The organism is Pseudomonas sp. O39, assembly GCF_045447295.1.
In the GTDB taxonomy this organism is placed as follows: domain Bacteria; phylum Pseudomonadota; class Gammaproteobacteria; order Pseudomonadales; family Pseudomonadaceae; genus Aquipseudomonas; species Aquipseudomonas antarctica_A.
Genome location: NZ_JBJGXV010000007.1, coordinates 172,110 through 190,774 on the forward strand (window position 1 = coordinate 172,110; position 18,665 = coordinate 190,774).

Below are 18,665 nucleotides of genomic sequence, written 5' to 3' on the forward strand. Positions count from 1 at the left end.
GAGGTGGTTTTTTATCGCCCCGGTCATTAAAAGAGGAATTAAACAGCAGTTTTTGGTCCCAGCCTGTCAGTGTCTTGACTGCTTCGGCTATTATGAGCCCTTTGTTTTATCTGGCCCCACCTGGCCACGAACCTGTCTGTTCAAGGATCCTATGAGCAAGCCCACTGTCGACCCTACCTCGAATTCCAAGGCCGGACCTGCCGTCCCGGTCAATTTCCTGCGCCCGATCATCCAGGCGGACCTGGATTCGGGCAAGCATACGCAGATCGTCACCCGTTTCCCGCCAGAGCCCAACGGCTACCTGCACATCGGTCACGCCAAGTCGATTTGTGTGAACTTCGGCCTGGCCCAGGAGTTCGGTGGCGTCACGCACCTGCGTTTCGACGACACCAACCCGGCCAAGGAAGACCAGGAATACATCGACGCCATCGAAAGCGACATCAAGTGGCTGGGCTTCGAATGGTCCGGTGAAGTGCGCTATGCATCCAAGTATTTCGACCAGTTGTTCGACTGGGCCGTCGAGTTGATCAAGGCTGGCAAGGCCTACGTTGACGACCTGACCCCCGAGCAAGCCAAGGAATACCGTGGCAGCCTGACCGAGCCTGGCAAGAACAGCCCGTTCCGCGACCGTTCGGTGGAAGAGAACCTGGACTGGTTCAACCGCATGCGCGCCGGTGAGTTCCCGGACGGCGCCCGCGTGCTGCGCGCCAAGATCGACATGGCCTCGCCGAACATGAACCTGCGCGACCCGATCATGTACCGCATTCGCCATGCCCACCATCACCAGACCGGTGACAAGTGGTGCATCTACCCGAACTACGACTTCACCCACGGCCAGTCGGACGCCATCGAAGGCATCACCCACTCCATTTGCACCCTGGAGTTCGAAAGCCACCGTCCACTGTACGAATGGTTCCTCGACAGCCTGCCGGTACCGGCGCACCCGCGTCAGTACGAATTCAGCCGCCTGAACCTGAACTACACCATCACCAGCAAGCGCAAGCTCAAGCAACTGGTCGATGAAAAGCACGTGCATGGCTGGGACGATCCGCGCATGTCGACCCTTTCGGGTTTCCGTCGTCGTGGCTACACCCCGGCGTCGATCCGCAATTTCTGCGACATGGTCGGCACCAACCGTTCTGACGGTGTGGTCGATTACGGCATGCTTGAGTTCAGCATCCGTCAGGATCTGGACGCGAACGCGCCGCGCGCCATGTGCGTGCTGCGTCCGTTGAAAGTCGTGATCACCAACTACCCGGAAGACAAGGTCGACCACCTCGAGCTGCCGCGTCACCCGCAGAAAGAAGAGCTGGGCGTGCGCAAGCTGCCGTTCGCTCGCGAAATCTACATCGACCGTGATGACTTCATGGAAGAGCCGCCCAAAGGCTACAAGCGCCTGGAGCCGAACGGCGAAGTGCGCCTGCGCGGCAGCTACGTGATCCGTGCCGACGAAGCCATCAAGGACGCCGATGGCAACATCGTCGAACTGCGTTGCTCCTACGACCCGGAAACACTGGGCAAGAACCCGGAAGGCCGCAAGGTCAAAGGCGTCGTGCACTGGGTGCCGGCCGCTGCGAGCATCGAATGCGAAGTGCGCCTGTACGATCGCCTGTTCCGTTCGGCCAACCCTGAGAAGGCCGAAGACAGCGCGAGTTTCCTCGACAACATCAACCCTGACTCGCTGCAAGTGCTTACAGGTTGTCGTGCCGAGCCATCGCTTGGCGACGCACAGCCGGAAGACCGTTTCCAGTTCGAGCGCGAAGGTTACTTCTGCGCGGATATCAAGGACTCGAAACCCGGTGCTCCGGTATTCAACCGTACCGTGACCTTGCGTGATTCGTGGGGCCAGTGATCAAGTCTTAAGGGATACGTCGTGCTAACGATCTACAACACACTCAGCAAAACCAAAGAAGTCTTCAAGCCGCTGGATGGCAACAAGGTGCGCATGTACGTGTGCGGCATGACCGTGTACGACTACTGCCACATCGGCCACGGCCGCAGCATGGTTGCCTTCGACCTGGTGACGCGCTGGTTGCGTTTCAGCGGCTATGACTTGACGTATGTGCGCAACATCACGGACATCGACGACAAGATCATCAACCGTGCCAACGAAAACGGCGAGTCGTTCGACGCGCTGACCGAGCGCATGATCGCTGCCATGCATGAGGACGAGGCGCGCCTCAACATCCTCAAGCCGGACATGGAACCGCGCGCCACGGACCACATCCCCGGCATGCACGCGATGATCCAGACCCTGATCGACAAGGGTTACGCCTACGCCCCGGGCAATGGCGACGTGTACTACCGCGTCGCCAAGTTCATGGGCTACGGCAAGCTGTCGCGCAAGAAAATCGAAGACCTGCGCATCGGCGCGCGCATCGAAGTCGACGAAGCCAAGCAAGACCCGCTCGACTTCGTGCTGTGGAAAGGCACCAAGCCCGGCGAGCCGAGCTGGGAGTCGCCATGGGGCGCCGGGCGTCCGGGCTGGCACATCGAATGCTCGGTGATGTCCACCTGCTGCCTGGGCGAGACCTTCGACATTCATGGCGGCGGCAGCGACCTCGAGTTCCCGCACCACGAAAACGAAATCGCCCAAAGCGAAGCGGCTACCGGCAAGACCTACGCCAACGCCTGGATGCACTGCGGCATGATCCGCATCAATGGCGAGAAGATGTCCAAGTCCTTGAACAACTTCTTCACCATTCGCGACGTGCTGGAAAAGTACTCTCCTGAGGTTGTGCGTTATTTGCTGGTGTCCAGCCACTACCGCAGCGCCATCAACTATTCGGAAGACAACCTCAAGGACGCCAAAGGTGCCCTGGAGCGTTTCTACCACGCGTTGAAAGGCCTGCCAGCCGTGGCGCCTGCCGGCGGTGAAGCATTCGTGGCACGGTTTACCGAAGTCATGAACGACGACTTCGGCACGCCGGAAGCCTGCGCGGTGTTGTTTGAGATGGTGCGGGAGATCAACCGCCTGCGCGAGACTGATCTCGACGCGGCGGCAGGGCTTGCTGCGCGCCTGAAAGAGCTGGCCAGCGTGCTGGGTGTTCTGCAGATGGAAGCCGACGACTTCCTGCAAGCCGGCGCCGAAGGGCGTGTGGATGCGGCTGAAGTGGACGCGTTGATTCAGGCGCGTTTGGCTGCTCGGGCTAATAAAGACTGGGCGGAATCCGACCGTATTCGTGACCAACTGACCGCGATGGGTGTGGTGTTGGAAGACGGCAAGGGCGGGACAACGTGGCGGTTGGCCGATCAGGCCTGATCGGTAAACGCTGAATAAAAAACGCCCCGACTGGTTCGGGGCGTTTTTTTGCCGGTGTTATTTCAGCGACCTACTCAACCCAAATGTCGGAGCGGGCTTGCTCGCGAATGCGGTGGATCAGTTAAAGATGTATCTGCTGACACTCCGTCTTCGCGAGCAAGCCCGCTCCCACATTTTACCGTGCTCGCTCTGCATGCCCGCTGTTGTTGAATTTATCCCAGCGTTGGGCTGGAGTTGAGGCTGAGTATTTTTTCTACCATCAACTGGATTCCCTCCAGCATCCGGCAAATTCCGAGCACCACGCTGCGGGGATTGCCGTCTACCTCAAACGCCAAATGGCTTGCCAGCGCTTGAACTGACGCAAGATCCTCCGAAGCATTGACCAGCAGCGTCTCGACGTCTAATCCTTCGCGCACGGTAAACACACCAGGGCTTTCAGCAGACGGCTCTGGTTTCTCGGAAGGATTCAGATAATGGTTAATTGCTCGATGAGCAGCAGCGTGAAACGCGGTTGAATCTGACGGCGGGTTTGGACTGTCTTTAATCATGGCGAAGCGCCTAGAGTATTGGCGTCACCACCCATCGCTGCGAAACGATAATCGGGTGGCAGTCGTACGCAGGTTCGCAGACCGGGACTCTAGGCACCCGGCATACCCGAAGGTATCCCGCGCACAGCCGCCATAACATCAGGCATAAAAAAGCGCCCGCTATCTTGAGGTGGACGCTGTGCGTCTAGAGTTTAACCGGGCTGTGAAACCCGGTCGCTGAATTTGCAGCGACCCCGGAAGATTAGGCAGCCATCTTCCGAGGGGTAACCCTAAAAAGCTGTCGGAAACTTCCGAGTGTTGGCATGGCGGTTAACCGCATCGCTATAGGAGCGTCAGGTTGCTTCAACGACCCGATACGTACTCTGAACAAACCCATTCTGCGACACATACGTGCCGACATGGCGCAGTTCACGCTCACTGCCGATCTGGCTGAACAGGGGAACCCCTTTGCCCAACAGAACCGGAATACGGGTGATGATCAACTCGTCGATCAGGCCTGCTTCAAGAAACGCCTGGATCGTTTGGCCCCCATCGATATACAGGTGTTTCATGCCGCGCTCGGCTAACTGTTTGACGAGGGTGGTGACGTCCGCCGACATCACCTCAACCTTGCCCTGCACATGGGCGGGTAGCGCTAATGATTGGTGCGAGAGGGCGATGACAGGCGTGCCTTTATAGGGCCACTCCGGGAAGGACACGACTTTTTCCAGGGTTTTGCGGCCCATCACCAGCGCATCGACCGTGGCGATAAAACTGTCGTAGGTCAGGCCATTCAGCTGCGCGGTTTCGTACTCTGGCCGGTGCAGCCACTCGATATCACCGTCTGCCCGAGCGATGAAACCGTCGACGCTGGCCGCGATGAAGACGGAGCATTTGATATCCATTAAAAGTAAATCTCCTTGAACACATAGTCCTCTACAGTTTTGCACCAACCGCCCGTATCCCAAAGCCCGCAATACTCGCCAACTGCTCAACCGTCGCACCGCCTTTGCTGGCGATTCATAACGCTTAGGCGGCTTTTGTCGAGGAACTTTGTGGAAATACATTTTTTGACGCCCGCCGAATCATGGTTTTATAGGGCGGCGACGACCAAACTCATGAAGAAACCGGTGGATATCCAAGATGGATTGTATTTTTTGCAGCATTGTCCGAAGGACCTCTCCCGCCCACATTCTGTGGGAGGACGAACACCATATGGCGTTCTTGTCGATTTTCCCCAACACGCCGGGTTTCAGTGTGGTGATCCCCAAGCAGCATTACGGCAGCTATGCGTTTGCGCAGTCAGATGCCGTGCTGGCTGATTTAGTCGTGGCGGCGAAGAAAACCGCGCTGCAGATTGATCGGGCGTTTCCTGACGTGGCGCGCACGGGGATGATGCTGGAAGGGTACGGCGTGGATCATCTGCACGCGAAGCTGTTCCCCATGCATGGCACGGGTCAGGACAGCGCATTCAAGCCCATCAGTTCCAAAGTGGATAAATTTTTTGAGGCCTATGAGGGCTATATCTCGTCCCACGATTTCGTGCGGGCAGATGATGCCGAATTGGCGCAGTTGGCGGCGCGCATCCGCTCGTTTGCTTAAGGATTATCTGGCGCTATCCCCCCATCCAAATGTGGGGGCAGGCCTGAGAAATATAAAGAACGGTGAGAGGGCTTCGGTTGCCTGGATTTTTTAATGGGAGGATCAGAATTCTCTTATAGAGGGGGCGGGTTTTTTTTCCTAGTTTGGCTGCAACGGTTCTTAGGACGAGGACACTTTTCAGTGGCTCTGTTGCAGAGGATTGATTATGCCAATTTCCCTTATCCCGTACGCCAATTCTCAAAATGGGCGCCCATCGCCCGCGGATAATTCACCTTTCACATTCGCTTCATCCTCCGAGTCTCCCCAACCTGCACGCCAAAGCCTGGGCGGTTTTGCGCCGCCTGCACCGGAAGGCGATCAAAAACAATTGCCCGTGTTCGCGCCCATCGAAACACGTGGAGGCCTGAGATCGCCCGGGCGATTCGGGCAACCTTCCGAGGGTACCGACCCTGTCGCTGTACGGCGCGAGAAACGCGCGCTTGTGCAGACGCCTGACAAACCTGCGCGCAACACGCTGGGCCTGTTGGCGGGTGCGCACTCTCACTCCGCCGATGCAGATGAAACCCTTCAGACGCAGTTGATTGCGCAGATGGGCAGTGTGCCGGATGCGCTGGTGACCGTGCCCGTGCGGTCGCTGATGTCTCAGCCGTTCGACATCTACAAGCGCGTGCTGAATCAGCCCGAGGTTTTAGCCTGGTTGAGGGGCAAGGGTTTTTCCCTGGACTCGGTGACGATCGGCAAAAACGCTGTATCGGGCCTTGTTACCCATAATGGCGTGACCTCTCATCAGGCATACACCCTGCAAGACACCTCCGGTTGGTGGCAGGTATCGGCGCGTGTGATGCACGCGCTTGAGGCGTTAGACCCCACGCACCAGGGTGTGCCTTATGTCTCTATCAACAGCCAGCAAATTTCGCGGAATGTGGCGAGCTTGTTTTATGGCGTCAGTCCGCCACATACCGCCGAGCAAGCGAATGCGCTTGTGACAAGCCTGGAGGCAGGCTGGCCTGCGTTGTCTGCAGCGGAAACACGCAATCACCCACTCCGGTCTGAATGGTCAAAGCGTGTTATCAATGAGCTCGATGATCGAGAAAACCTCGCCGACGCGCTGGAACGCACGGCGCTGGGCGTTGCGGACAGTAGGCCATTATCGTTATCGGGTACCGAGTTTGAGGTCTCTCGAACAAACCCGTTGAAACGTGATGGTGAGGCCCGCAGGCGCCTGGCCGAGCTGGTTGCACTGCCTGAGATGCAGGGTGTTCTGGCGGATCTGGGGCAAACCTTGTCGGACCAGACGGTTCGTATCAGCGAAGGCCACCTGCAAGTGCTGCAACCGACCCTGAATCAGTGGCTGGATGTACCTGTCAGTGATCGTTGGAGCCAGCCGTTGAAAGACGCATTAGCGGCGGTTGTCGTGTTGAGCGAGCAGACGGGTAACGCGCTCTACTCAGACGATCGCCACGATCTGCGGCAGGTCGCGAGGTCGATGGGCCTGGGTGCACTCGATACCGCAGGGCAGGCTCGCGCCGCCGCCCAATGGTTGCGTACCCACTTCCCACCGACTGCGCCTGTCGGCAATTATGCGAAATTACTGCCCCAGGCATGGGCTGCGGGCACCTTGTCGGCGAGCGACAAAACTACGTTGATTTCGCTGGCGACGGATCAGAAGTATGGCGCCAATACCATAGGGCTCGCATGGGGGCGTCAGATCGTGACGCAAGTCGACCCGCAGGAAACAGCAGCCAGGGCAGACCCGATCTGGGACGAACTACTCAACACCCCGCAGGCCCAGCAGTGGGGTCGGGAACTCGCCCAGGCGTTGGGTTGGTATAAGGGGGAGGGTGATGACGATATCGATGCCGCGCAACGCAAAAGTCTGCTGACCGCCGCCATCATGCTCAGTGTCGAGCCTAATGTTCCCGCCGCCCAGGGAAGCGCCGCCGGTTATCAATTTTACACTCCGGCCAATATGGGTCGTGAAATGCGGGCTGTACGCAAAGACTTTGAAAAACACTTAATCGAGAAAAAAGGCGTGAGCGCACGTGCTGCGCCGTTGGTGGCTCATCTGTTCCTGGCACACGCCGCCCCGGAGTTTCTGGTGAAACCTGACCAGCAGGAGTCAACAAAGCTCCCTGAGCCGCTACGTCAGTCTCCAGACAAAATACGTGTAGGCAGCCCTGCGTGGATGACGGTTAGCCTGGGCAGTGCATTGGCCGAAGTGTGGGGCGGTGCTGGAGCCAGTCGCGGCATGAGCCTGAATGAGCTTGGAGCACTGACCACCCTGGAAGCCGTCCAGCCGCAACAGCAAGCCCTGGCTATAGCGCTGGGTGCAAAGCGGGTGCTCGATGTGGGAATCATGACCGGTACTGTGCCCCGGCGTAGCGACGGTAACTATACGCCCGGCGATTATCAGTTGGCTTCTGACGGCATTACTCGTCGTTCCGAGGCGGTCGAGCAATCCATAGTCACCCTGGGGACGGCACCGCCCACCCGTAGCAGCCTGGCAATCAAGGCGCTGAAACAAGCGTTCCCGGAGTTGACTGACAGTGAGATAGAAACAATCACAGTGAGAAAGCCCGCCACTCAACGCAGCCTCTCAGGTGTCGGCATTAATACGAAGTGGCCGACGTTGGTTGAGGCATATGCAACGGGGGATCTGCATCAGCATTGGTTTTCCTTCAGCCATCCTCGGATTACACAAGCGCAATTTGACGCCCGGATAAAGACACTTCCTCCTATTGCCGATCAGGTCGGGGGTGCAGTCGATCACTATCTGAGTAATGTCAAAGGGGCGATGCCCTCACTCATGAAGATGAGTCTTGCAGACTTGCCGCTTGACGTTCGGCAGGCTATGGAATGGGGCGAGGTCCAGGTCTATAGGCTGCGTCGGGAAACCGGTGAGACGCAGCCCGAAGACGCCGGCAGGGGAAGTAAAGTCGCCGAGAATCGGGGTTGGCACGGGGTGTTGCTGGTCATCAAATACGAGGGAAAAAACCGGTTGCTTGAGTTTTTCCCCACGTCCGGGACGGTTATTGATCGCACGGCCAGTTTGGCGGGGAAAAGATTGAGCCTGAATGAGGGTGTCATCGAAGAAGAGACCGTGCCCAGATGGCGAAGTGGCACGAAGACACTTCGGTATTTGCGGGGCACTCAAGCACCTTTTGATTTCGACGCATACCTCACGGGGGAGGCGCCTCGTAACAATACCTCGTCGAAGGTGATCATTTCCAAAGTAGGGGCTTCCATGGCGGCGGCTGCGTCGAAAGGGTCGGGTGATAACCGCAATGAGTGGGTGCCTGACACCTTTGGCTCCGCCAAAAGCCAGGCGATTATCGACGTTATACTTTCGGGTAATTACATAGGCAACTATAGCGGGCATCGCCAGGCATTCATTGATCATGCGAATGCAGTGCTGCCCAGCGAAGATAACGTTCGGGGCTACGTCAATCGTCTGATGAGCAAAGAAAATGGTCGCGCGCTGGTGTCGATGATTTCGTTCATCGGCCCATTGGTTGACATCTATGAGGGCAATATCAAAGACGGCTTGAAAGGCTTGGCAATTGATACGTTGCTGTTTATTGGCGCGGGAGGATTACAGGCCACCCGCAAAGCATGGAACGCGATCAGGTTTGCATCACGGCTGAACAAGCAGGCATTTCGTGTCTCTGTACTCAAGGAAGGCACTGCATTGCTGCGTGGGATATTTAATCCGAGTGAAGGCTTCTTTGGTCTGCCGAACCAGCCGAGTCGACTGGGAGATTTTCTAAGACGTGCGCGCAAGGGCGTTCCCGTCGGGATCGGGATGGGGGTGTACGTACCTGTTGATCTTTTCGCAAAGGCTCGCTTTGCCAATGATGCTGCTCCCACCGTATCCGAGATGCTCAAGAAGGCGAACGCCAAGCCGGTGACGCCCATACAGGGTACGGTTAACCAGGTAACGCTGAAGGCCATCAGGGAGCAGGAAAAATGGTATGCGATCGATCCCGATAGCGGTGTGCCGTTCGGCTCGCCACTTCAAGGCTTTACCCCTCAAACCCCCTAGTGCCGACGGGCTGATGGAGTCGCTCGGCTATTTGGCTCGGCGACTACTCACCTCGGCAGGCACATCATCGCCGGCCATGCGCTTACGGAACAGCGCCGTCCTCGCCAATAGCAGCGTGGTCACCGGCACCGTGATCGACAACAAAATCGGAATCAACCACCCGTGCAATACCGGCCCGGACTTGAGTACCGAAAAGTAGATAATCGACGCCAACGCCACACACCACGCGCCCAGCGTCGAGGCCAGCGCGGGTGGGTGCATGCGCTGGAAAAAGTCCTTCATGCGCAGCAACCCGATTGCACCGATCAACGCAAACAGGCTGCTCAGCACCAGCAATAGCGCCACGCTCACTTCAACCCATAACGGCATCATTCAATCACCTCGCCACGCAGCAGGAATTTGGCCAGGGCGAACGACCCGACAAAGCCAAACAGCGCAATCAGCAGCGCCGCTTCAAAGTAGGTGTCACTGGCATAGCGAATGCCGAGCACCAGCATCATCAGCATCGCCAGGATGTACAGATAATCCAGCGCCAGGACCCGGTCCTGCGCGGAAGGGCCTTTGAACAGGCGTAACAGCGTCAGCACCATCGCCAGGGAAAACAGGAACAGGCTGAGCAGGATCGCATTGGAGAGCAGGGCGCTCATTCGAAGATCTCCATCAGGGGCCGCTCGTAGGCGTGTTTGAAGTGCTGGATAAACTGCGCTTCGTCATCCAGGTCGAACACGTGGATCAGCAAAATACTGCGGTCCAGCGCCAGTTCCGACCAGACGGTGCCGGGCGTGACGCTGGTGATCATCGACAGCACGGCCAGGCCGTTGGCGTCGCGCAGGTCCAGCGAGATTTTCACAAACCGTGAGCGCGGTGGCCGCGAGCCGCAGACCAACACGCCCCATGCCACATGCAGATTGGAAACGATCACGTCGCGCCCCACCCGAAAAAACAGGCGGATGATCACGCCTGGGCGGCGGATGCGGATCGGCAACGGGCGCAGCGGTGCCATCAGCAGCGGCGCGAGAAAACCCAGCAGCGCGCCCAGCAACAGGTTGCCGGGGCTGATCGACAAGTTCAGCACCAGCCACAACACCCACAACGCCAGCGACAACCACGGGGCAGGCAACAGACGCTTCATGGCTGCACCTCCAACGCCGCGGTTTTGGCTTCAGGGCTCGGTATCGGACGCGTCGCCATCACCGCCATCACATAGTGTTCCGGGTTGTTCAAGCTCTCGGCGGTGGCTTGGGTGTAGCGCATCAACGGTTCGGCCTTGAAGGTCAGAATGATGCTCAGGCCGAGCAGGAAGAAGATCGGCAAGCACTCGTAGCGACGCAGCAGGGGCGATGGACGCTCTTCCGGGGTCCAGAAGCGCTGGATGCCCAGGCGGGCGAAGGCGATCAGCGAAGCCAGGCCGGACAGGATCAGGAGCGCCACCAGGCCCCAGGCGGCCGGCCGGATCGGTTCATCCACCGCGTTACCCAGGCCCATTGGGTTGACCAGCGCACTCAACAAGCTGAGCTTGCCGATAAACCCGGACAACGGCGGCATGCCGATAATCAGCAGCGCACAGGCGACAAAGCTCAAGCCGAGGAAGGCCATGGTCCAGGGAATCACCTGGCCGACCACGGCTTTCTGCTCGTCATCAAGGTTGACGCCGGGACGCGGATGCAGAGATTCCATGGCTTTGGGCAGGGCATCGATTTCTTCATCCAACGGCAAGTCATTGGCCGAGCGCGAACGCTCGATCAACTCAGCCAGCAGGAACAGCGCGCTCAAGGCCAGGGTTGAGCTGACCAGATAGAACAACGCGCCGGCGGTCAGGCTTGGCTGGGCAAAACCCACGGCCGACAGCAGGATCCCGGCCGACACCAGAATGCTCAAACTCGCCATGCGCTCCAGCCGTTGCGCGGCCAACATCGCCAGCGCCGCGCAGATAATGGTCGCCATGCCGCCGTACACCAGCCAGTCGCCCCCAAACAGCGCCGAAGCACCGGCCTGGCCGGAGAACAGCAGGGTCCACAGGCGCAGCACGGTGTACACGCCAACTTTGGTCATGATCGCAAACATCGCCGCCACCGGTGCGCTGGCCGAGGAATAGGCGGGCGCCAACCAGAAGTTCAACGGCCACATGCCGGCTTTAGCCAGGAATGCCGTCGCCAGAATCGCCGCGCCTGCGTGCAACAGGCCGCGATCCGCCTCCGGCACCAGCGGGATTTTCAGTGCCAGGTCAGCAAAGTTCAGCGTGCCGGTCACGCCGTAGATCATCGCCGCGCCAATCAGGAACAGCGACGACGCCAGCAGGTTGATCGCGATGTAATGCAGCCCCGACGACACCCGAGCGCGGCCCGAGCCGTGCAACATCAAGCCGTAGGACGCGGCCAGCAGCACCTCGAAGAACACGAACAGGTTGAACAAATCTGCCGTGAGAAAGGCGCCGTACAGGCCCATCATCTGGATCTGGAACAGCGCATGAAAACTGGTACCGGCACGGTCCCAGCGAGCCATGGCGAACAGCAGCGCACTCACGCCGATAATGCCGGTGAGCACCAGCATCAATGCCGAGAGTTGATCCACCACCAGTACGATGCCGAACGGAACCTGCCAGTTGCCCGGCAGGTACACGCCGATTGAGCCGGGGCCGCCTTGTTGCGTCCAGTACAACAGCAGAATGGCAATGCCCAGGCCGACAATGCTGGAGAACAGGTTGATTTTTGCCTTCAGCGGGCGACGTTTTTCGCCCAGCATCAGCATCAGTGCGGCCGTCAGCAGTGGCAGCAGGATCGGCGCAACGATCATTTGGTTGACCCAATTCATTCCTTGGGCTCCCGGCCGTCCACATGGTCCGTACCGGTCAGGCCCCGGGAAGCCAGCAGCACCACCAGGAACAAGGCGGTCATGGCGAAGCTGATCACGATCGCCGTCAGCACCAGGGCTTGTGGCAGGGGATCGGTGTAGTGCAGCAGGTCTTGCGGCACGCCGTCCTTGATGATCGGCTCCTTGCCGATAAACAGGCTGCCCATGCTGAAAATGAACAGGTTGACCCCGTACGACAGCAGGCACAGGCCCATCACCACCTGGAACGTCCGTGGTCGCAGGATCAACCAGACGCCGGAGGCCGCCAGGACTCCAATGGCAATTGCGATGACTTCTTCCATCAGGCGGCTCCTTCCGTTGCGGCAACGGCTTTCGCCTGGTTGCTCGGTTTATGGGCCCGCACGGATTGGTGACCGAGGGCGGTGAGCATCAACAGCGTCGAACCGACGACCATGGCGTACACGCCGATGTCGAAGAACAGTGCGCTGGCAATATGGATATCGCCCAGCACCGGCAGGCTGAAATGCCAGGTGTGGGTCGTGAGGAAGGGGTACCCGGCAAACAATGCGCCAAGCCCGGTTAATGTTGCAGAGAGCAGGCCGAAGCCCATCCAGCGCATCGGCCGCAGGCTCATCTGTGCCTCGACCCACTGGGTGCCGGCCACCATGTATTGAAGGATAAACGCCACCGACATCACCAGGCCTGCGACGAACCCGCCACCCGGCTGGTTGTGGCCGCGCATAAACAGATAGAACGACACCACCAGCGCAATCGGCAGCAGCAGGCGCACGAGCACCGCCGGCACCATCATGAAGCCCAGGGCGGTGTCGCTGGCCTGGCGCGGGTTGACCAGGTCGGTGGCCACGTCCGGCGCCAACTGGCGCTGTTGTGCGGGCAGTTGCATGCTTTCTTTCGAGGGGCGGAACCGACGCAGCAGGGCATAGACCGTCAGCGCCACGGCGCCGAGTACGGTGATTTCGCCCAAGGTGTCGAAGCCACGGAAGTCCACCAGCATCACGTTCACCACATTGCTGCCGCCGCCTTCGGGCAGGGCGCGGCTGAGGTAGAACGAGGAGATATCGTTGGGCGTCTGGCGGGTCAGCATCGCGTAGGACAACAGCGCCATGCCGCCGCCCACCACGGTGGACAGCAGGAAGTCACGCAGGCGACGGATGCGTGCCTTGCGTAGCGAACTGGGCAATGGCGACACTTCTTCGATGCGTCGTGGCAGCCAGCGCAGGCCCAGCAGGATCAGCACGGTGGTCACCACTTCGACCACCAGTTGCGTGAGCGCCAGGTCCGGCGCCGAGAACCACACGAAGGTGATGCACGTCATCATGCCGCACACGCTGACCATGGTCAGGGCTGCCAGCCGGTGGTACTTGGCTTGCCAGGCGGCGCCCAAAGCGCAAGCGATTGCCAGCAGCCATAGGGTGACGAATACGATGGAACCCGGGATCTTCGGCCGGTCGCCCCAGCTGAGGCCACTGTTGAGCATTGGGATCAGGCCGGCCACCACCGCCGCCAGCACCAGCAGGAACAGCTGAGTTTGCAGGCGCTTGGTGCTGATGCGTTTTTCGATCTTGCGCACGCCGCGCATCATCACTACCAGGCTGCGCTCGAACATGCGCTTGCCGTTGAAGTAGCTGATGACGGGAGGGTACTTGAAGCGGCCGCGCTTGAGTTGCTTGCGCAGCAACAGGTACAGCACCACGCCGCCGGACATGGCCACCAGGCTCATGATCATCGGTGCATTCCAGCCGTGCCAGATGGCCAGGCTGTACTCGGGCAGTACACCGCCGACAACCGGCAGTGCGGCGGCGGCGAGGATCGAACCGACTACCTGGGCCGGGAAAATCCCCACCAGCAGGCACGTGAATACCAGCAACTCAACCGGTGCGCGCATCCAGCGCGGCGGTTCATGAGGCGTGTGGGGCAGGTCGGTTGCGGGCGGGCCGAAGAACACGTCGACTGTGAAGCGCAGCGCATACGCCACGCTGAAGGTGCCGGCGATGGTCGCGATCATCGGCAGGGCGATTTCCACCCAGGCGGTCGATGAAACAAACACGGTTTCGGCGAAGAACATTTCTTTGGACAGGAAGCCATTGAGCAACGGCACGCCGGCCATGGATGCGCTGGCCACCATGGCCAGGGTCGCGGTAAACGGGATCAGCCGCACCAGGCCACTGAGCTTGCGGATATCCCGCGTGCCGCTTTCATGGTCGATGATGCCCGCCGCCATGAACAGCGAGGCCTTGAAGGTAGCGTGGTTGAGGATATGGAACACCGCAGCGACGGCGGCCAGCGGGCTGTTGAGGCCCAGCAGCAGGGTGATCAGCCCGAGGTGGCTGATGGTGGAATAGGCCAGCAGGCCCTTGAGGTCATTCTGAAACATGGCGCAGTAAGCGCCGAGGAGAAGGGTGATCGCGCCGGCGCCGCCGACGATCCAGAACCATTCTTCGCTGCCGGACAGCGACGGCCACAGGCGGGCCAGCAGGAACACGCCGGCCTTCACCATCGTCGCCGAGTGCAAATAGGCAGAAACCGGAGTCGGTGCCGCCATCGCGTGGGGCAGCCAGAAGTGGAAGGGGAACTGGGCGCTTTTGCTCAAGGCGCCGATCAGCACCAGGGCCAGCATCACCGGGTACAGCGAGTGCGCACGAATCTGATCGCCCGCCGCCAGCACCTGGTCCAGGTCATAGCTGCCGACGATATGCCCCAGCAGCATCACGCCGGCCAGCAGGCACAAACCGCCCGCGCCGGTGACCATCAAGGCCATATAAGCCCCGCGCCTGGCGTCGGCGCGGTGGTGCCAGTAGCCGATCAGCAGGAACGAGAACAGGCTGGTCAGTTCCCAGAAGAACACGATCTGGATCAGGTTGCCGGAAATCACCAGGCCGAGCATGGCGCCCATAAAGGCCAGGAAAAATGCGAAGAAACGCGGCACCGGGTCGTCCGGCGACATGTAGTAGCGCGCATACAGCGACACCAGCGTGCCGATACCCAGCACCAGCATCGAGAACAGCCAGGCAAACCCGTCCATGCGCAACACGAAGTTCAGCCCAAGGCTGGGCAACCACATGAATTCTTCGCGGATCACGCCACCGTGGGCGATCTGGGGGTAGAGCAGGGCGACTTGAATAGTGCCGACCAAGGCCACAAGGCCGGCCAGCAGGGATTCGGTGTTACGTGCATTATGCGGCAGCAAGGCCGCCAGACAGCTGCCGATAAAAGGCAGCAGCAGTAGAACTATCAGGGACATAGGCTTCTAATCTGCGGGAGTTTGGGATGCATCATACGTGCCGCTTTCTCGATCACCAAACGGCAAGGTGTGGCAGGATCCTACAAGGTAGGCCGAAAACCCCGGTTTAGCATTGTTTCAAGTGAACCCATTCCAGCAAGCAACACCCTACACTGTGGGAGCCGGGCTTGCCCGCGATGGCGATCTGACAGCCACCACCAGCAGTCTGACCTTACCCTTGCTGTTCCTGTTCCCTTTCATCGCGTAGTTCGAGCGCCTTCTGCCCCTTCGTCTTCAACTCACTCACAATCACGGCCGCCACAATCAACGCCGCCCCGACCATCGCAATCGGCGGGAAGCGCTCACCGGCAATTCGCCCGATCACGCCTGCCCACACCGGTTCACCGGCATAGATCAGGGTGGCGCGTGTCGGCGATACACTTTGCTGCGCCCAGTTCATCGCGACCTGGATCACTGCACTGGTCAAGCCCAGGCCCACGGCGCTGAACAGCAGCAGCCAGGAGAACCCCGGCAATGCCTCACCCATCGGCACCACCATCAAAAACGACAACAGCGATGCCGTGGCCAATTGCACGACGGTCACGCGACGCACATCCACCTGCCCGGCAAACGCGCTGATCAGAATGATTTCGGCCGCCACCGCCACTGCGCAGATCAACGTGGCAATTTCGCCAGGGCTGAAGTTCAGCGAGGCGCCGGCCGGGCCGGTGAGCAGCATCAACCCGGTAAACGCCAGCATGATGCCGATGGCCGGCATCAGCCCCGGCCGGCGCCCCAGCACCAGCCACTGCAGCAGCGGGACAAACGGCACATACAGCGCAGTAATGAACGCCGATTGGCTGCTCGGAATGGTCTGTAGCCCGATGGTTTGCATGCCGTAGCCGAACATGATCGACGTGCCAATGAAGGCGCCGGCTTTCAATTCAAACAGGGTCAGGCCGCGCAGGGTGCGCAATGAAAAGAAGCCCACCACGATGGCCGCCGCTGCAAACCGCAGGCCGACAAAAAACATCGGGCCGCTGACGGTCATGGCGTGTTGCACGAGCAAAAACGTGCCGCCCCAAATCATGGTGATGACCACCAGGATGCATTCGGCTTTGCTGAGACGGTTGAAACGTGTGGAAGCGTTCGGGGCGGTCATGGCGGCTCGGTCTTGCAAGGGAAAGGCACGGACCGCACAATGCGCCGCATGCTGGGCAGTATACTGCGCACACCTACCTATTGAGCAATATAGTGCACAAAGAAAATCCACAACGGGCCTCGGTCCTGCAACACGTCAGCCAGAACGTTCGTCGTCTGCGGCATGCTGCCGACTTGAGCCAAACCGCGCTATCGGAGAAGTCCGGGGTCAGCCGACGCATGCTGGTGGCTATCGAGGCGGGCGAGAAAAACGTCAGCCTGTCCACTCTGGACCGTGTGGCCGAAGCGTTGGACGTGGCCTTCAGCGACCTGATCCAGGCCCCGGATGCGGGTGACCATAGCCGTATCAACGAGCTGGCCTGGGCCGGCGATATTCCCGGCAGTAAAGCCGTATTGCTGGCCAAAGCCACCGCGCGCCGCGAAGTGGAATTGTGGGAGATGCGCCTGGAACCAGGTGATCGTTACAACCCCGAGCCAGACCCGGAAGGCTGGAGCGTGCAGCTGTTCGTCTTCGAAGGCTGCCTGACGCTGATTCTGGATGGCGAAGAACAGCACGTCGCCGCCGGCGAGTTCTACATGTTCGCCAGCCGTCAGGCCCACGGTTATCGCAATGACGGTGAGGTGGCCGTGCGCTTTGTGCGCAACGTGGTGATCTAACTGTTTACCAGGCAACAGTAGATGCACAGTTTGCTGGTTTGACGCGTGGTCAATCGCCGTGTTTTACCAGCAACTCACTGATTTTATTGCTGATTAAATTCAGGCACGACTCCTGCAATCACCCAGGTATCTCATCGGAGCCTGGAGTCGGCCCATGTCAGCCCATCCTCAACACCCTGCCCATATCATCCGCTCGGACGCCGAAGCCATTGAGGTCGCCACTCGGTTGGCCGCCCGCTTTGCCGTCGACGCCAGCGTGCGCGACCGCGAGCGGCGCCTGCCCGTCGACGAGCTTGACGAATTTTCTGCCAGCGGCCTGTGGGGTATCACCATTCCCAAGGCCTACGGCGGCGCCGAGGTGTCCTATGTAACCGTGGCCGAGGTGATCAAGTTGATCTCCGCCGCCGACCCGTCCCTGGGGCAAATCCCGCAAAATCACCTGGGCGTGGTGGACATCCTGCTGCAAACCGCCAGCGCGGAACAAAAGCGTCACTACTTCGGCAAGGTCCTGGCGGGCTACCGATTCGGCAACGCCTTCTCTGAGGCCAAGAGCAAAAACGCCGGCACGTTTGACACCCAGATCCGTTTCGAGGGCGACACCGCGCAAATCAACGGCGAAAAGTTTTACTGCACCGGCGCGTTGTTCGCCCATCTCGTGCCCACCGTCGGCAACAACGAAAACGGCCAGGCCTTCATCGCGTTCGTCGAACGCGATGCGCCGGGCCTCACGGTCGTCGACAGCTGGGACGGCTTCGGCCAGCGCACCACTGCCAGTGGCGGCGTGACGCTGGATGGCGTCAGTGTGCCGCTGAGTGCGGTCATCCCCGCACACCTGACCTTCGACCAACCCACCGCCAACGGCCCGATCTCGCAGATTATCCAGGCAGCCGTCGATACCGGTATCGCCCTGGGCGCTCTGGAACAGGCGAAATCGTATGCGCGCCAGGCACGCCCGTGGATCGACAGCCAGCAGGATCACGGCTGGCAAGACCCGTTCACGATTGCGGCCATTGGCGACCTGGAGTGGCGCGTGCACGGCACCGAAGCCATCCTCGCCAAAGCCGGCAAGGCGGTTGACCTGGCCCTGGCCGAGCCGAATGCAGACACCGTGGCCAACGCTTCGCTGGTGGTCGCCCAGGCCAAAGTCCTGTCGGCTGAAACCGCTTTGCTCGCCAGCAGCAAACTCTTCGAACTGGCCGGCACCCGCTCGGTCACGGGCAAGCACAACCTCGATCGCTTCTGGCGCAACGCGCGCACCCACACCCTGCACGACCCGGCTCGCTGGAAATACCACCTGATCGGCAACTTCGTGCTCAACGGCGTGAAGCCCGCGCGCCACGCCTGGAACTGAGGAGCCTGCCC

General features: G+C 59.9%; 15 protein-coding genes. 6 read left to right on the forward strand and 9 right to left on the reverse strand.

Annotated elements, in window-relative coordinates; genetic code table 11:
• The first annotated feature begins 151 nt into the window (after window positions 1-151).
• Together ACI77D_RS13065 and cysS are read left to right on the forward strand one after the other, a co-directional pair.
• Window positions 152-1,852 carry a glutamine--tRNA ligase/YqeY domain fusion protein gene (locus tag ACI77D_RS13065; protein ID WP_064452963.1) on the forward strand — a complete coding sequence of 567 codons (1,701 nt, stop codon included), beginning with the start codon at window positions 152-154 and terminating at the stop codon, window positions 1,850-1,852.
• Between the two features lie 21 nt (window positions 1,853-1,873).
• A complete protein-coding gene (gene cysS, locus ACI77D_RS13070; protein WP_407016713.1) occupies window positions 1,874-3,262 on the forward strand; it encodes a cysteine--tRNA ligase in 1,389 nt (462 codons plus the stop codon).
• Window positions 3,263-3,474: 212 nt separating this feature from the next.
• Here the strand turns inward: cysS and ACI77D_RS13075 are convergent, their stop codons facing one another.
• On the reverse strand, window positions 3,475-3,810 hold the full coding sequence (locus ACI77D_RS13075; RefSeq protein WP_407016714.1) for a DUF6124 family protein: 336 nt from the start codon (window positions 3,808-3,810) through the stop codon (window positions 3,475-3,477).
• A gap of 332 nt (window positions 3,811-4,142) precedes the next feature.
• The gene (locus ACI77D_RS13080) at window positions 4,143-4,694 is read right to left on the reverse strand and encodes a dihydrofolate reductase family protein (protein WP_407016715.1); all 552 of its coding nucleotides are present in this window, start codon (window positions 4,692-4,694) and stop codon (window positions 4,143-4,145) included.
• A gap of 238 nt (window positions 4,695-4,932) precedes the next feature.
• On the opposite strand from ACI77D_RS13080, the gene ACI77D_RS13085 reads away from it, so the two are divergent.
• Together ACI77D_RS13085 and ACI77D_RS13090 are read left to right on the forward strand one after the other, a co-directional pair.
• Window positions 4,933-5,391 carry an HIT family protein gene (locus tag ACI77D_RS13085; RefSeq protein WP_064452959.1) on the forward strand — a complete coding sequence of 153 codons (459 nt, stop codon included), beginning with the start codon at window positions 4,933-4,935 and terminating at the stop codon, window positions 5,389-5,391.
• A 481-nt stretch (window positions 5,392-5,872) separates the two neighbouring features.
• On the forward strand, window positions 5,873-9,433 hold the full coding sequence (locus ACI77D_RS13090; protein ID WP_407016716.1) for a hypothetical protein: 3,561 nt from the start codon (window positions 5,873-5,875) through the stop codon (window positions 9,431-9,433).
• Between the two features lie 27 nt (window positions 9,434-9,460).
• Here ACI77D_RS13090 and ACI77D_RS13095 read toward each other — a convergent pair whose 3' ends face one another.
• The 7 genes from ACI77D_RS13095 to ACI77D_RS13125 form a co-directional block, all read right to left on the reverse strand.
• Window positions 9,461-9,805 carry a Na+/H+ antiporter subunit G gene (locus ACI77D_RS13095; RefSeq protein WP_221295109.1) on the reverse strand — a complete coding sequence of 115 codons (345 nt, stop codon included), beginning with the start codon at window positions 9,803-9,805 and terminating at the stop codon, window positions 9,461-9,463.
• Window positions 9,802-10,080 carry a K+/H+ antiporter subunit F gene (locus tag ACI77D_RS13100; RefSeq protein ID WP_064452955.1) on the reverse strand — a complete coding sequence of 93 codons (279 nt, stop codon included), beginning with the start codon at window positions 10,078-10,080 and terminating at the stop codon, window positions 9,802-9,804. The genes ACI77D_RS13095 and ACI77D_RS13100 overlap by 4 nt, the downstream gene beginning before the upstream one ends.
• Complete coding sequence (locus ACI77D_RS13105) at window positions 10,077-10,565, reverse strand: Na+/H+ antiporter subunit E (protein ID WP_064452954.1); 489 nt, start codon at window positions 10,563-10,565, stop codon at window positions 10,077-10,079. Before ACI77D_RS13105 ends, ACI77D_RS13100 begins: the two co-directional genes overlap by 4 nt.
• Complete coding sequence (locus ACI77D_RS13110) at window positions 10,562-12,244, reverse strand: monovalent cation/H+ antiporter subunit D (RefSeq protein ID WP_064452953.1); 1,683 nt, start codon at window positions 12,242-12,244, stop codon at window positions 10,562-10,564. The genes ACI77D_RS13105 and ACI77D_RS13110 overlap by 4 nt, the downstream gene beginning before the upstream one ends.
• The gene (locus tag ACI77D_RS13115) at window positions 12,241-12,585 is read right to left on the reverse strand and encodes a Na+/H+ antiporter subunit C (RefSeq protein ID WP_007986256.1); all 345 of its coding nucleotides are present in this window, start codon (window positions 12,583-12,585) and stop codon (window positions 12,241-12,243) included. The genes ACI77D_RS13110 and ACI77D_RS13115 overlap by 4 nt, the downstream gene beginning before the upstream one ends.
• Window positions 12,585-15,506 carry a monovalent cation/H+ antiporter subunit A gene (locus tag ACI77D_RS13120; protein WP_407016717.1) on the reverse strand — a complete coding sequence of 974 codons (2,922 nt, stop codon included), beginning with the start codon at window positions 15,504-15,506 and terminating at the stop codon, window positions 12,585-12,587. Before ACI77D_RS13120 ends, ACI77D_RS13115 begins: the two co-directional genes overlap by 1 nt.
• Window positions 15,507-15,717: 211 nt before the next feature.
• Window positions 15,718-16,647 (reverse strand): DMT family transporter, encoded by a 930-nt coding sequence (locus tag ACI77D_RS13125; protein WP_407016718.1) that lies wholly within the window; start codon window positions 16,645-16,647, stop codon window positions 15,718-15,720.
• 92 nt (window positions 16,648-16,739) lie between these two features.
• Here ACI77D_RS13125 and ACI77D_RS13130 point away from each other — a divergent pair, with 92 nt between their 5' ends.
• Both ACI77D_RS13130 and ACI77D_RS13135 read left to right on the forward strand, forming a co-directional pair.
• Window positions 16,740-17,303: a helix-turn-helix domain-containing protein gene (locus ACI77D_RS13130; RefSeq protein ID WP_407016719.1), complete on the forward strand. Its 564-nt coding sequence runs from the start codon at window positions 16,740-16,742 to the stop codon at window positions 17,301-17,303.
• A gap of 154 nt (window positions 17,304-17,457) precedes the next feature.
• A complete protein-coding gene (locus ACI77D_RS13135; protein WP_407016720.1) occupies window positions 17,458-18,654 on the forward strand; it encodes an SfnB family sulfur acquisition oxidoreductase in 1,197 nt (398 codons plus the stop codon).
• Window positions 18,655-18,665 lie beyond the last annotated feature (11 nt).